The sequence below is a fragment of the Pedobacter gandavensis genome (genome assembly GCF_032677645.1).
Classification (GTDB): domain Bacteria; phylum Bacteroidota; class Bacteroidia; order Sphingobacteriales; family Sphingobacteriaceae; genus Pedobacter; species Pedobacter gandavensis_A.
On record NZ_JAVTSB010000001.1, the window covers coordinates 411,744 to 424,917 of the forward strand.

General features: G+C 41.0%; 17 protein-coding genes. 9 read left to right on the top strand and 8 right to left on the bottom strand.

The window, feature by feature from the left end; genetic code table 11:
* Window positions 1–74: 74 nt before the first annotated feature.
* The 4 genes from R2Q66_RS01765 to R2Q66_RS01780 all read right to left on the bottom strand — a co-directional run bounded on the left by R2Q66_RS01765 (window position 75) and on the right by R2Q66_RS01780 (window position 3,996).
* Entirely contained in the window at window positions 75–1,091 is a 1,017-nt protein-coding gene (locus tag R2Q66_RS01765; RefSeq protein ID WP_316746247.1) for a type I asparaginase, read from the bottom strand.
* Window positions 1,092–1,094: 3 nt separating this feature from the next.
* A complete protein-coding gene (locus tag R2Q66_RS01770) occupies window positions 1,095–1,862 on the bottom strand; it encodes a TatD family hydrolase (RefSeq protein ID WP_316746249.1) in 768 nt (255 codons plus the stop codon).
* A 70-nt stretch (window positions 1,863–1,932) separates the two neighbouring features.
* Window positions 1,933–2,928 carry an FKBP-type peptidyl-prolyl cis-trans isomerase gene (locus R2Q66_RS01775; protein WP_316746251.1) on the bottom strand — a complete coding sequence of 332 codons (996 nt, stop codon included), beginning with the start codon at window positions 2,926–2,928 and terminating at the stop codon, window positions 1,933–1,935.
* 57 nt (window positions 2,929–2,985) lie between these two features.
* The gene (locus tag R2Q66_RS01780) at window positions 2,986–3,996 is read right to left on the bottom strand and encodes a DHH family phosphoesterase (RefSeq protein WP_316746610.1); all 1,011 of its coding nucleotides are present in this window, start codon (window positions 3,994–3,996) and stop codon (window positions 2,986–2,988) included.
* A 107-nt stretch (window positions 3,997–4,103) separates the two neighbouring features.
* Between R2Q66_RS01780 and R2Q66_RS01785 the strand changes: the two genes are divergently transcribed.
* The 3 genes from R2Q66_RS01785 to R2Q66_RS01795 all read left to right on the top strand — a co-directional run bounded on the left by R2Q66_RS01785 (window position 4,104) and on the right by R2Q66_RS01795 (window position 5,958).
* Complete coding sequence (locus R2Q66_RS01785; RefSeq protein ID WP_316746253.1) at window positions 4,104–4,523, top strand: nucleoside-diphosphate kinase; 420 nt, start codon at window positions 4,104–4,106, stop codon at window positions 4,521–4,523.
* A gap of 462 nt (window positions 4,524–4,985) precedes the next feature.
* Entirely contained in the window at window positions 4,986–5,723 is a 738-nt protein-coding gene (locus tag R2Q66_RS01790; RefSeq protein WP_316746255.1) for an FKBP-type peptidyl-prolyl cis-trans isomerase, read from the top strand.
* 55 nt (window positions 5,724–5,778) lie between these two features.
* Window positions 5,779–5,958, top strand: a complete 180-nt coding sequence (locus R2Q66_RS01795; RefSeq protein ID WP_316746257.1) for a hypothetical protein — start codon at window positions 5,779–5,781, stop codon at window positions 5,956–5,958.
* 3 nt (window positions 5,959–5,961) lie between these two features.
* Here the strand turns inward: R2Q66_RS01795 and R2Q66_RS01800 are convergent, their stop codons facing one another.
* Together R2Q66_RS01800 and recF are read right to left on the bottom strand one after the other, a co-directional pair.
* Complete coding sequence (locus R2Q66_RS01800) at window positions 5,962–6,252, bottom strand: DUF721 domain-containing protein (RefSeq protein ID WP_182957453.1); 291 nt, start codon at window positions 6,250–6,252, stop codon at window positions 5,962–5,964.
* Window positions 6,245–7,348, bottom strand: coding sequence for a DNA replication/repair protein RecF (gene recF, locus R2Q66_RS01805; RefSeq protein WP_316746259.1), 1,104 nt, complete (start codon window positions 7,346–7,348; stop codon window positions 6,245–6,247). Before recF ends, R2Q66_RS01800 begins: the two co-directional genes overlap by 8 nt.
* Before the next feature lie 250 nt (window positions 7,349–7,598).
* On the opposite strand from recF, the gene R2Q66_RS01810 reads away from it, so the two are divergent.
* From R2Q66_RS01810 to ytxJ, 3 genes are all read left to right on the top strand, one after another.
* Window positions 7,599–8,267, top strand: a complete 669-nt coding sequence (locus tag R2Q66_RS01810; protein ID WP_316746261.1) for a tetratricopeptide repeat protein — start codon at window positions 7,599–7,601, stop codon at window positions 8,265–8,267.
* Between the two features lie 76 nt (window positions 8,268–8,343).
* Window positions 8,344–8,835, top strand: coding sequence for a 6,7-dimethyl-8-ribityllumazine synthase (ribH, locus tag R2Q66_RS01815; protein WP_316746262.1), 492 nt, complete (start codon window positions 8,344–8,346; stop codon window positions 8,833–8,835).
* 204 nt (window positions 8,836–9,039) lie between these two features.
* A complete protein-coding gene (gene ytxJ / locus R2Q66_RS01820; protein WP_316746264.1) occupies window positions 9,040–9,372 on the top strand; it encodes a bacillithiol system redox-active protein YtxJ in 333 nt (110 codons plus the stop codon).
* On the opposite strand, the gene R2Q66_RS01825 is transcribed toward ytxJ, so the two are convergent.
* The gene (locus tag R2Q66_RS01825) at window positions 9,362–9,766 is read right to left on the bottom strand and encodes an OsmC family protein (RefSeq protein WP_316746266.1); all 405 of its coding nucleotides are present in this window, start codon (window positions 9,764–9,766) and stop codon (window positions 9,362–9,364) included. The genes ytxJ and R2Q66_RS01825 overlap by 11 nt on opposite strands.
* Before the next feature lie 110 nt (window positions 9,767–9,876).
* On the opposite strand from R2Q66_RS01825, the gene lipA reads away from it, so the two are divergent.
* The 3 genes from lipA (at window position 9,877) to R2Q66_RS01840 (ending at window position 12,230) form a co-directional block, all read left to right on the top strand.
* A complete protein-coding gene (gene lipA / locus R2Q66_RS01830) occupies window positions 9,877–10,764 on the top strand; it encodes a lipoyl synthase (RefSeq protein WP_316746268.1) in 888 nt (295 codons plus the stop codon).
* Between the two features lie 61 nt (window positions 10,765–10,825).
* Entirely contained in the window at window positions 10,826–11,377 is a 552-nt protein-coding gene (locus R2Q66_RS01835; RefSeq protein WP_316746269.1) for an RNA polymerase sigma factor, read from the top strand.
* 1 nt (window position 11,378) lies between these two features.
* Window positions 11,379–12,230, top strand: a complete 852-nt coding sequence (locus R2Q66_RS01840) for an anti-sigma factor (RefSeq protein WP_316746271.1) — start codon at window positions 11,379–11,381, stop codon at window positions 12,228–12,230.
* Here R2Q66_RS01840 and R2Q66_RS01845 read toward each other — a convergent pair.
* On the bottom strand, window positions 12,227–13,168 hold the full coding sequence (locus R2Q66_RS01845) for an NAD(P)H-hydrate dehydratase (protein WP_316746273.1): 942 nt from the start codon (window positions 13,166–13,168) through the stop codon (window positions 12,227–12,229). The two genes, R2Q66_RS01840 and R2Q66_RS01845, sit on opposite strands and share 4 nt — an antisense overlap.
* Window positions 13,169–13,174 lie beyond the last annotated feature (6 nt).

Sequence of the window (13,174 nt, forward strand, 5' to 3'; positions counted from 1 at the left end):
TGAACTGCAAAAATAAGGTTATAATTGACTGGCGCAAGATTTTGGTTTTTAATTACATTGGCAGGATAACAAATTTAGGCAGTCAGCTCCCCGCGAAGCGATTGCTCCATCAACGCACCGATTTCTACCTGGCTATAATTCTGCCCCATTAGATACATCAGTTTGGTGACAGTGGCTTCAAAAGTGGTGTCATAACCACAGATTACGCCCATTTGCTGCAATTTCTTACTGGTTTCATATTTCCCCAACTCTACAGATCCTCTTTTACACTGCGTAATGTCGATGATCAGTTTGCCGCTATTGATGGCTTCCTGAAGACTGGAAATGAACCATTCGGCTGTATTGGTATTTCCGGAGCCAAAGGTTTCCAGTACAATCGCATCCACACCCGATTTGGTAATGGCATGTACGGCTTGCGGAGAAATCCCCGGGTATAGTTTCAATACGCCAATGTTAGAATTGAACTTGGTATGTACCTTTAAAGGTTCCGTAGGCTGCTTGGCTATGTAATTTTTATAGAAAGAAAGGTGTACGCCAGCCTCTGCCAGGATCGGATAATTTGGCGAGCGGAAGGCTTCAAACTTTTCTGAATTGTATTTTATAGAGCGGTTGCCGCGAAAGAGCTGGTAATCGAAATACACACAGACCTCAGGGACCATTGCCTTCCCTTGTTTTTTAGTGGCAGCGATTTCTAAGGCGGTGATCAGATTTTCTTTGGCATCTGTCCTGATCTCCCCTATCGGCAACTGAGATCCGGTTAAGATCACTGGTTTCGACAGATTTTCTAACATAAAGCTCAATGCCGAAGCGGTGAAAGACATGGTATCAGAACCATGAAGAATGACAAAACCATCAAACTCCTCATATTTATCCCTGATTAAGCAGGCTAATTCTTCCCAGATCAGCGGGTCCATATTGGAGGAATCGATGATGGGATCAAAAGAATGCACGGAAAGGTCGTAGTTTAACCTGGCCAGTTCCGGAACATTTTGCTGAATTTGCTCAAAGTTAAAGGGAATGAGAACACCGGTTTTGGGATCGTTTACCATCCCTATGGTTCCACCGGTGTAGATGATCAGTATTTTAGTCATTGCTTAGATGTTGAAGATTATTTTAGAATTGGCAGTGGTTACCGCAGCGATTTCTTCGACATCGGTCCCATATATTTCTGCTAATTTCTCTGCAATATGAATCAGGTAACTGCTTTCGTTTGGTTTACCACGGAAAGGAACCGGAGCTAAGTAAGGAGAATCTGTTTCCAGTACCAAATTGGCCAATGGAATTTCTTTCAGCACCTCATCCAGTCCGCCTTTTTTATAGGTAACCACACCGCCGATACCCAGGTAAAAACCAAGGTCGATGGCTTGTTTTGCCTGTTCTACATTACCGGTAAAGCAGTGTAAAATCCCTCTGAGTTTCTCGTCTCTTTCCTTTTCCAGAATTTCGAAGATCTCGTCGAAAGCTTCTCTGCAATGGATCACGATTGGAAGATTCAGGTCTTTAGCCCATTTGATTTGTTCGGAGAAAGCGATTTTCTGGATGTCCAGTGTTGTCTTATCCCAGTGCAGGTCGATACCGATCTCGCCGATGGCATAGATTTCTCTGCCAACGATGCTTTCGCAAATCTCGTCGAGCACCAGTTCATAATCTTCTTTCACATCGCAAGGGTGCAAGCCGGCCATCGCAAAGCAATGGTCAGGATATTTCTGCACCATGGCATCGATTTTGGCAATAGAGGCAATATCAACATTAGGCAGGAACAAACGTTCTACGTTATTGTCGAGACATCTTTGCATCAAGACATCTAATTTCTCTGGGTCTGTCTCGTAATAAAGGTGGGTATGGGTATCCGTCAAAAGCATGGACAAAGTTAATAAAAAAACCCCGTCCGCTATATGCGGACGGGGTTTTCTATTTTATGCTTTTTTATAATTATTTCTTAACCGGAGCAGGAGTTGCAGGCGTTAGCGCTGTTGCAGGAACCGATGTAGGTTTTTTAATGTCTACTAATTCTACATCAAATACTAATGGAGAGAAAGGGCTGATACCGCCTTGTTGCATTCCACCTTCGCCATAAGCTAAAGCTGAAGGAATGATCATGGTGATTTTTCCGCCTTTACCGATCAATTGTAAACCTTCGTCAAATCCTGGAATTGCTCTACCTAAAGTGATCGCACGTGGACCATAAGTAGCCATAGGATTGTGTTTACCCGATTCTTTAGCGATTTTAGCATCACTGGTATCGAAGATATTATCTTTACCGTCAGATTTTTTAGTCGTTAATTTACCAGTATAGTTTACCATCATGGTATCACCTAAAACTGGTTTCTCATTGCTACCTGGTTTAACGATTACATATTGTAATCCAGAAGCCGTAGTGGTAGTTTTAAGGTTGTTATCAGCAACATATTTTTTGATTTTACCAGCTTCAGCATTTTTCATTTTTTCGATGCTTGCTTTGTAATCATTTTCAAAAAACTCTCTTGCTTTTTTCTGGAAAGTTGAGTCAGCCTCATCTTTACCTTTTTGCAATACTTTCTCTACTTTGATGGTAAAGATCATGTATTTGTCTTTTTGACCAGCTGGTTTCGGTTGACCCGAATATTTAGCAACTGTATCTAAGTCTAATTTGAAAGTCGCACTATCGCCTTCTCCAAACATCGTTAGTACATCGTTCATATCACCTGCAAATACTTTTTTCTGAACAGGGAATACTTGTGGTGCTTCCAGATCCCAGGTATTAGTAGTTACCGAGTCTTTTTCAGTTTTTTGAATAAAGTTCAATTTTACAATATCACCTTCTTTAATTTTATCTTTTCCGCCATCTTTGTGGATGGTGTACATCAGGCCACCCGGACCTTTTTTGTATTGGTTACAAGCAGCTAATCCAAGTGTTGCTGCGAAAAGAATTACGATACCTTTCTTCATGTGGTTTATTAAGTTTTTGTTTTCTAATTATATTTATACCTCGATCAGCAATAGCCTTTACTGAATCAATTGTGTTTTATAGTCTGCTAATAACGCTTTAAACGTCGTTACGGTATCTGCCAGATTTTCATCTGAATAGCCACCGGCTGCATTTCTATGCCCACCACCGTTAAAATATTTCTTGCAAATTTCATTTGCAGGGAAATCTCCGGTTGAGCGCAAAGATAATTTAACTTTATCAGTTCTTTCAATAATAAATGCAGCTAATTTAATGCCGTTTACCGACAAAGCATAGTTTACAATTCCTTCTGTATCACCGGTCTGAATGTTAAAAGATTTCAGCTCTTCTTTGGTCACCGTAATGATTGCGGTATGATATTCAGGAAGGATTTCCAGCTTATTACTCAGGCAATGCCCAAGGAAACGCAGGCGGTTTTCCGTCGCATTGTCGTACACCAACTGGTGGATTTTCCAATGTTCGGCACCCAGATCAATCAGTTCTGCGGCAATACGGTAAACCGTAGCATTTGCCGAAGGAAAGCGGAAAGAACCAGAATCCGTCATGATTCCTGTATATAAACAGGTCGCAATGTCTTTATTCATGAATTCACCGTCTTCCAGTTCATTCACAATAAAATCATAAACCAGTTGTGCTGCTGCACAGGCATTGATACTCCAATGGCGGTAATCGTCAAAATCTTCCGGATCCAAATGGTGGTCGATCATCAGTTTTAACGCACTTGAAGCCCTTACCAGCTCACCCAGCTCATTGATCCGCGACAGACTGTTAAAGTCGAGGCAAAAGATCATGGCTGCATCCGCTACTAACTGCGCAGATTTCTCCTGTTGTTCTGTGTAAATAATTACCTCAGAATTGTTAGGAAGCCAGTGTAAAAAGTAGGGATAATCCGTAGGGGTAATCACGGTAACGTGATGTCCTTTCTGGATCAGATAAGCGTACAAGCCTAAAGATGAACCCATCGCATCGCCATCAGGCTTATGGTGGGTAGTGATTACAATTTTTTGCGGCGTTGCCAGCAATGATTTTAATTCAGGAACAGATAGCATAATTTTCACTGCAAAGCTAGTGATTAAATGATTAATTGGAGCCTATTATATTTGATGCTATAATATTAACAGTATAAAACGTAATTTTGCAAAAAAATTGAAATAAGATGACTACAAACAGAACATTTACCATGATTAAGCCTGATGCTGTTGCAAACGGACATATCGGAGCAATCATCAATGACATTACTGCAGCAGGTTTCAAAATCGTTGCTATGAAATATACTAAATTAACTGAAGAAACTGCTGGTCAGTTCTATGCAGTTCATGCTGCACGTCCTTTCTACAAGGATTTAGTATCTTTCATGTCTTCAGGTCCTATCGTTGCGATGATCTTAGAAAAAGACAATGCAATTGAAGATTTCAGAACTTTAATCGGTGCTACTAACCCAGCTGATGCAGCTGAAGGTACTATCCGTAACAAATATGCCGTATCTATTGATGCGAATGCTGTTCACGGTTCTGACTCAGACGAAAACGCACAAATCGAAGGAGATTTCTTCTTTACTGCTGCGGAACGTTTCTAGTCTTCCCTAACCGGAAAACACACGAAGGTCATTTTTAAGGCCTGCGTTTATCGCGATCTTTAAAATGATTTTTGAAAATAAGCACCCCCAACAGGGTGCTTATTTTTTTTGTACCCGGTTTTTACAGCGCCTGATACTGCTTTGATACTGGTCGGGAAGAGCCCTTTTTCTCCATATGGTTGCCTTATCTTTCGGAAAGGGTCCAGTTACTTAAACCTACACCAAAGTATGAGCAACTCATTCCAGTACTATGCGGAACCCTATGGTAATACGCCGGTCTTCCCGACCACAACCCGACCACAACCACCGCTGTGAATTCCGGCCTGAATTTACCGCTTTAAGCCCTGGCAGCGGATAAAAAAACCGGTGGATAATTTAAGGATACTTTGTACCTTTCAGCCGCAAATAAACCAACAGCTATTGCATGAGGATGCAGCAGCATTTACAAAAATTATAGAATTGATGAAAAAAATTTTGATCACCTTATTACTTCCATGTTGCAGTTTAGTAGCTTTGGCACAGACAGGAAAAAAGGCGGGTACCGTTAAAAAAGCTACGGTGACAAAAACACAAGCTAAAGCCCCGGTTAAACCGGTTTTCAAAAACAACCTGGATTCTGCCAGTTATGCCTTAGGCGCTAATATGGCCGCCAACATGAAAAAAGACGGCCTGAGCACTTTAAACTACGATCTGATGATCAGAGGAATGAAAGATGCCCTGGAAGGAAAAACATTATTAATCCATAAAGACGAATTAAAAACCCCAATCAGTAACCTGTTTAATGGCCTGAGCAAAAAGCAATATATACCCATGATCAACGAAGGAAAATTATTTTTAGAAGGCAATAAAAGCCAACCAGGCGTACACGTTACTCCTAGTGGATTACAGTACCTGGTATTACAGGAAGGAACCGGCATCAAGCCAACGGCTACGGATACGGTTTTAGTACATTACAAAGGAACGTTGTTAACCGGAAAACAGTTTGACAGCTCTTACGACAGAAATGAGCCACTTTCTTTACCTTTAAACAGAGTGATTCAAGGCTGGACAGAAGGTATGCAATTAATGCCTACCGGTTCAAAATTCAGATTCTTCATTCCTTACAACCTTGCTTATGGCGAGCGTGGTGCAGGAGCGGATATCCCTCCTTACAGCACTTTAATTTTCGAAGTAGAATTATTGAAAGTTAACGGTAAATAATAACTGGCAAAAACCATTGGGAAATAGCTTTGTTCTATCTGTAAAGATATAGCTTATGAACGTAAAAAGATATTTCCCACTGGCGCTTGTTGCGCTGTTATCCAGCACACTCATGAGCTGTGATCTCATCACCGGTATTTTCAAAGCCGGCCTCTGGACTGGTATTATCGCGGTTGTGGTGGTACTTGCCTTAGTCATCTGGCTGGTTAGCCGGATATTTGGTGGCAGAGATTAAGCCTTATAGAAATACGATTTCTGTGATTACTTCAGAACCGGCACGTTCATTTAATTTATCAATGATTCCGGTTCTGACCATCATCAGCTCGTTCTTAATCACCGACGATTCTATCCGCACAAAAAGTTTCTTTTGAAAAATATAGATCTGCGTCGTGCGGTTGCCAATCGCTACGCCCATCAGCTCCGGCCATAGTGCAATGATGGTGGTCTCATCGAACTTGCCTTTCAGCTTATAGACATTGAGCAATTTGCCAATCCCCTCTTTTAACGTGATGTCATTAGGTTTACGCATTTTCTACGGCTCCGTTGTTTACTTCGAATAGCGTTACTGCCACATCGATTTTATTGAATACTGCCAGCACCCGTTCTTTACCGGTGTCTGTAATAAAAATCTGCCCGAAATCCTGATGGGAGACCATTTCCATCAGTTTGTGCATCCGGTTATCGTCTAATTTATCAAAAATATCATCGAGTAATAGCAAAGGCTTAAATCCTTTAAACTTCTGAAGATAAGCATATTGCGCCAACTTTAATGCAATTAAAAAAGATTTCTGCTGTCCCTGAGAACCAAACTTCTTTAAAGGCATGCCGGTTAACGTAAAGATCAGGTCGTCTTTATGAATCCCCGTCGTCGTACGTTCCAGAATTTTATCTTTTTCAATAGACTGTGCCAGAAGTTTCAGAAAAGGTGTGTCTTTCAGCTGACTTAAATACGTCAGACTGACCTCCTCCTGATCATCCGTCAGGTACTGATAATACTTATTAAATAAAGGAATAAAATCTGCCATAAACTGCTCGCGTTTGGCAAAGATTTTATTGCCGGATTGCTCCAGCTGTTCATTGTAAATCTCCAGTAAGGTAGGATCGTAACTTCTGGTGATGGCAATCTGCTTCAACAGCGCATTGCGGTTTAACATGTGCTTATTGTATAAAATCAGCTCATCCAGGTAATGCGCATCCGTTTGGGAAATCACATTGTCCATAAATCTCCTGCGCTCCTCACTCCCTTCCATTATGATGGTGGCATCGTAAGGCGAGATCATCACCAGCGGAAACAAGCCAATGTGATTGGCGAGTTTATCATATTCCTTTTTATTACGCTTAAATTGTTTCTTTTGATTTCTCTTGACACCACAGGTGATTTTTTCATTCTTCTGTTCGCGTTCAAAATCCCCCTGGATCAGGAATAGATCTTCAGAAGTTTTAATCTGCTGACTGTCGATTGGATTAAAATACCCTTTACACAGGCATAAATAGTGAATCGCATCTAATAAATTGGTCTTTCCTGCACCATTATTGCCTACAAACGCATTTACCGTTTTTGAAAAACTAAGGTTTGCGTCTGCGTAATTTTTAAAGTTGAGGAGTGTAATGTTTTTTAACCACATAGTTGTATGGAGCAAAGTTACCTTTTCGCTTTTGTTATATCGCAAAATGGCCGGATCATTTATTTTTATCCCTTGAATTTTACCCTATATTGCGCCAGCAAGGCGGATTTTAGCTGGTATGCATTAGATTATTAACCATCAGGTAGTTCGGTTTAACCATTTAGGCAACAAAGTTTAAGAAATCCGTCGAAAGGGGTTGATACTTTCCCATAAAAATGTATTTTTGCAATCCTTAATTTTTTTAAATAAAATGTCTACAACAGAAAAAGAAACGAGTCACCCGGTAAGAAAGGGTTCCTTTTTAGAAGAAAATTCAAAAAGCCTTTTGTTCATTGCAGGCGCTGTAGTGCTATTAATTGGAATCTACTTTTGGTATCAAAATGTATATTTAAAAGACAGAGCACAGGAAGCATCGGCTAAAATGTATAAAGCAGAACAGTTTCTAGGTGTAGATTCTCTTGCCAATAAAGCAATCAATGGCGATGGTGGTTACCCTGGTTTAGAAAAAATTGCGGAAGAGTACGACAATACCAAATCTGCAAATCTTGCTAACCTTTATTTAGGTGGTATCTATTTGCGTAAAGGTGAGTACAAAAAAGCTGCTGAAACTTTAGGTAAATATTCTGAAACAGGAAGTCCGGTAGCAGATCCATTGGCTTTAGGTTTATTAGGTGATGCTTACTCGGAGTTGAAAGACTTCAAACAAGCGGCTACTTATTACAAGAAAGCAGCTGATAAATCAAGCAACAAATTTACTTCTCCGATGTTCCTTAAAAAACTAGGTTTAGTTTATGAGTTCCAGAAAGATTTCAAATCTGCTGAAGATGCTTACACGAAAATCAAAACTCAATTCCCGGAAAGCCAGGAAGCAGCTATGATCGATGAATACATCGCTCGTGTTGCGGTACAGGTAAAATAGGATGAAATAAAATATTATGACAAAGGTTAGCCATTACGGCTAGCCTTTTTTTGTACCCTTTACTTATATTTGCATTATGGCATCACAACTTAAAAACCTATCTGACTTTTCACATACTACCGTTCCTAACGGAGCTGCGTTTAAAATCGCAATCGCTGTAGCGGAGTGGAATGCAGAAATCACAGGCAGCCTGTATAACGGCGCTTTAAAAACCTTACTTGAGCATGGCGTTGCGGAAGAGAATATTCTTTCTATCGCAGTACCAGGTAGCTTTGAGCTGACTTCAGCTGCGGATATCCTGTTAAAGAAACATTCGGATCTGGATGCCGTAATTTGCTTAGGTTGTGTAATTCAGGGCGACACGAAACATTTCGACTTCATTTGCGATGCCGTAGCGCATGGCGTAACTCAGGTTAGTGTAAAATATAGTAAGCCCGTAATTTTTGGCGTACTGACTACCAATGATTTACAACAGGCGATTGATCGTGCTGGTGGTAAACATGGTAATAAAGGCGATGAAGCGGCAATTACCGCATTGAAAATGGCTGATCTTGCAGTTAAGGCTTAACAAAGCTTTGTTTCTTCCTGTTAAAATTGGTAATTTAGTGGAAGAAATTTTTTAAATCCCTTGAAAATGAAAAAATTAGTCATTTTATTGCTTTGCGTAGGTTGTACGGTAATGCTGTTGCAGTCCTGCTCCAACAAACTTTGTCCGGCTTACAGCTCTTATCCGCAAAGACGATAAAGGCGACATACTATTAAAAGAATCTCAATGCAGTGGAAACAGATAAATGATCTGGCACAGATCAGTGAAATAAAAAATAAAGAGGGCTACAGTTTAATTTTTAAACACAGTACCCGTTGTTCAGTGAGTAGTATGGCAAAGAGACGCTTCGAATTGGATTGGGAAGCAATTCCGGAATCAACCAATTTGTACTTCCTGGATTTAGTGAGTTTCAGAGAGATTTCTGCAAACATCGCAGAAACCTTCCAGGTGCATCATGAATCTCCGCAGATCTTATTGATCAAAGACGGAGATTGTATTCTTGATGCGTCACATAGCGACATCTCCGCGGAGGAGGTTGCCGAAATGATTAATAATTAAAAGATACCGTTTGTTTAATATCAGGGTGTAAACTCATCGCCACCGGACAAGTATGTGCCGAACGCTCAATGATCGTTTTATCCTTATCAGAATAACCATTTGCAGGGAATTGGAAATTGACCACAATTTCCGAAACCCTCCTTGGATTTTCGGCCATGATCTTCGTGATCTCACAAGTAGCCCCATCAATACTGAATCCATGGGAACCAGCAGCAATACCCACAATCGTCAGCATACAGTTTCCTAAAGAAGTAGCCAGCAAATCTGTCGGCGAAAACGCCTCCCCTTTTCCCTGATTGTCTACCGGTGCATCGGTTATGATTTCATTTCCCGAACGTTCGTGTACAGAAGTTGTCCGTAAACCTCCGTTATAAGTTATTTTTGAAGTTGCCATCGCTTAGTTTTTAGACTGCAAGATTAACATATTTTTTTAAAACTGTCAGATTAGCGTTGTTAAACCCTCCATTTTTATAACTATTCAAACCTATTGCTTAACTTTGCCCAATGATCGAACTTCCGGTTGTTTCCGCAAACACAGTACAACGTAAACCTGATTGGCTTAGAGTTAAGCTTCCAGTTGGTAAAGAATATGCACAAGTACGTAGTCTGGTAGACACACATAAACTGCATACCATTTGCGAAAGTGGCAATTGCCCGAATATGGGCGAATGCTGGGGCGCCGGTACTGCAACCTTCATGATTCTTGGAAATATCTGTACGCGTTCCTGCTCTTTCTGTGCAGTAGCCACCGGCAGACCATTAGCCGTGGATACAGATGAGCCAAATCGTGTGGCGAATTCTGTGAAACTGATGAAAGTAAAACACTGTGTAATCACTTCCGTAGATAGAGATGACCTGAAAGATGGTGGTTCTATCATCTGGGCAGAGACTTTACAGGCGATCAGGAGAGAAAGTCCGGAGACTACATTAGAAACTTTAATCCCTGATTTCAGAGGAATCTGGGACAATTTATACCGCGTACTGGAGGAAAGACCAGAGGTGATGTCTCATAATATTGAAACGGTAAGACGTTTAACCAAACAAGTGCGCATCCAGGCCAAATACGACAGAAGTTTAGAATGTCTGAAACGCATTTCTGATTTCGGATTGAGAACTAAAACCGGTATTATGCTGGGTTTAGGCGAAACCGAAGAAGATGTTTATGAAGCTATGGATGATTTAGTAGCCAATGGGGTACACATCCTGACTTTAGGTCAGTATTTACAACCTACACGTAATCACCACCCGGTGCTGGACTGGATTCATCCGGATCAGTTTGCTAAATATAAAGAGGTTGGTATGGCTAAAGGATTCAAATATGTAGAAAGTGGACCACTGGTTCGTTCTTCATATCATGCTGAAAAACACCTATTTGATTTAAAATTGCTATAAAAACATAAAATTTAACTTTTTTCTTGTCAAGGTTTACGGTATATATGTATATTAGTAGACCTTGACAACGACAAAGAAAATCTCCCTAACTGAAGAACAGCTCATTCTGGCTTTAAAAGCTCAGGACACCAATGCTATGAAAGCATTGTATGATATGTATTCAGGTTCTTTATTCGGTGTAATCTCCCGGATTGTTGTTCATACTGAAGTTGCCGAAGACATTTTACAAGAAACCTTCTTGAAAATATGGAATTCTTCAGATAATTATGACGCGTCAAAAGGCCGTCTATTTACCTGGATGATGAATATTGCCCGGAATTTAGCGATCGATAAACTCCGTTCCAAAGATTTTAAGAACGCCGGTAAAAACCATAACCTGGAAAATAACGTAGATTTCATTGACGCACAGAAAGAAACAACTTTCAATGCCGATGTGATTGGTTTAAAAGACATGGTAACCGCCCTTAAACCGGAGTTTACGAATGTTTTAGACATGGTTTACTTTAAAGGCTATACACACGTCGAAGCAGCAGAAGAATTAGATTTGCCATTAGGTACGGTTAAAACCCGAATCCGGATGGCTATTATGGAATTAAGAAAGCATTTTAATTAAGGTGGAAGAGGGAAAAGCATATATCGAATCAGGCATACTTGAACTTTACGTTCTCGGCGAACTTAACGCAGAAGAACAACGTGAAGTAAAGTCAATGGCAGCAAAATATCCGGAAATAAAGACGGAAATTACTGCGATTGAGCTTGCTATGGAAAAATATGCGATGGAAAACGCAATTACACCATCTGCAGAGCTGGAAAGTATCATACTGAGTAAAATCACACCAAAAGTAAAAGAGACTGTTGTTGCACCTGTAACCGCTGCTCCTGAAGCTGGCATTGTGCCTTTACATACGGCAGGATATGAATCAAAAATAAGAACCTTAAAGTTTGCATTGGCCGCCTGTGCCGCCTTGCTGCTGGTAACCGGCGTTGCACTTTATTCTGCACATACAGAATTAGACGTCGCGAAAAACCAGATCATCGCTTTAAATCAGGATAAACAACGATTTGCCGCTACGGTGAATTACATGACGGAAACCAATAAAGAACTGCAAACCATTGCTGATATGCCTGCCGATCCGGATTGGAAAACAGTACGTCTGGCAGGAACAAAAATGGATCCTGAAGCTAAAATGACCGTTTATTGGCACACTTCGGGTCGCCATGTCATGCTGGACAATTCCAAAATGGCACTTCCTAAAAATGATGAGGCACACCAATATCAACTTTGGGCCCTCGTTAAAGGAAAACCTGTAGACCTTGGTGTATTTGATGTGAAACCGGATAGTAGTCATATCCTCTTAAAAATGAAAGAAATTGCAGGTGCTGATGCCTTTGCCGTAACTTTAGAAAAAAGAGGTGGTGCAGCTGGCCCGACAATGGATCAAATGATTGCCATGGGTGGCGTTTAGTCTTCCTTATTCAATAAACTTTTTACACTTACCGGAATTTGTAGGGCGACTTGTGAAGCGCTGACGTTGAAATGCGTCATGCTCAATTCATCACCTGCCTTGCCATGGAAATAACAAGCCAGTACGGCCGCTGCTTTAGCACTATACCCTTGTGCCAGATAAGCCGCTAACATGCCGGTAAGCACATCCCCCATTCCGCCTTGCGACATTGCCGGATTTCCCGTTTGATTGATGGATACATCGCCTTCATGATCGATAATGAAAGTATATTGATTTTTTAGCAGAATAAGAATACCGCGCTTTTTAGCTTCGGTTCTGGCAGTTTGTAAACGCGACCACCAGTTTTCATGCGGGCCAAAAAGTCCGTCAAATTCTTTGACATGTGGCGTCAGGATGGAATCTTTTGGCAAGTGCAGGAACAGCTCCGGATGTGTTTTTAAGATCGCTAAAGCATCTGCATCAATCACCACCGGTTTTTTAAGGGCAAAAATCTCCCCCATAATCGTATGACCATCCGCCATGCGGCCAATCCCCGGCCCAATGGCTATCGTATCGTATTTATTTAAGGTTCTGGAACTGATTAGCTGGGCTCGTTCCAGGTACATCGCCTCTGGCAAGGCGATATTTAATGCCGTTAATCCAGGTGAAGGAATGGAGCTGGTTACCAAACCTGCTCCGGCATACAAACAACCTTTAGCGCAGAGTAAAGCTGCGCCCATGGTGTTCTCTGCGCCGGCAATGAGCAAGGCATGGCCATAAGTTCCTTTATGAGAAAAGGGCATTCTCGTTTTGACCATGCCGCGTATGTCCGACAGTTCTATTAATTTATAAGGAGAAGCTTTTGCCTCTGTACTTTGTTTCGTTAATCCACGATCTACGACCTGTTTTTTACTCGATGGATCTGTATCGGGTAAATAGGCGTTCAGGAAAACTGACATAATTTA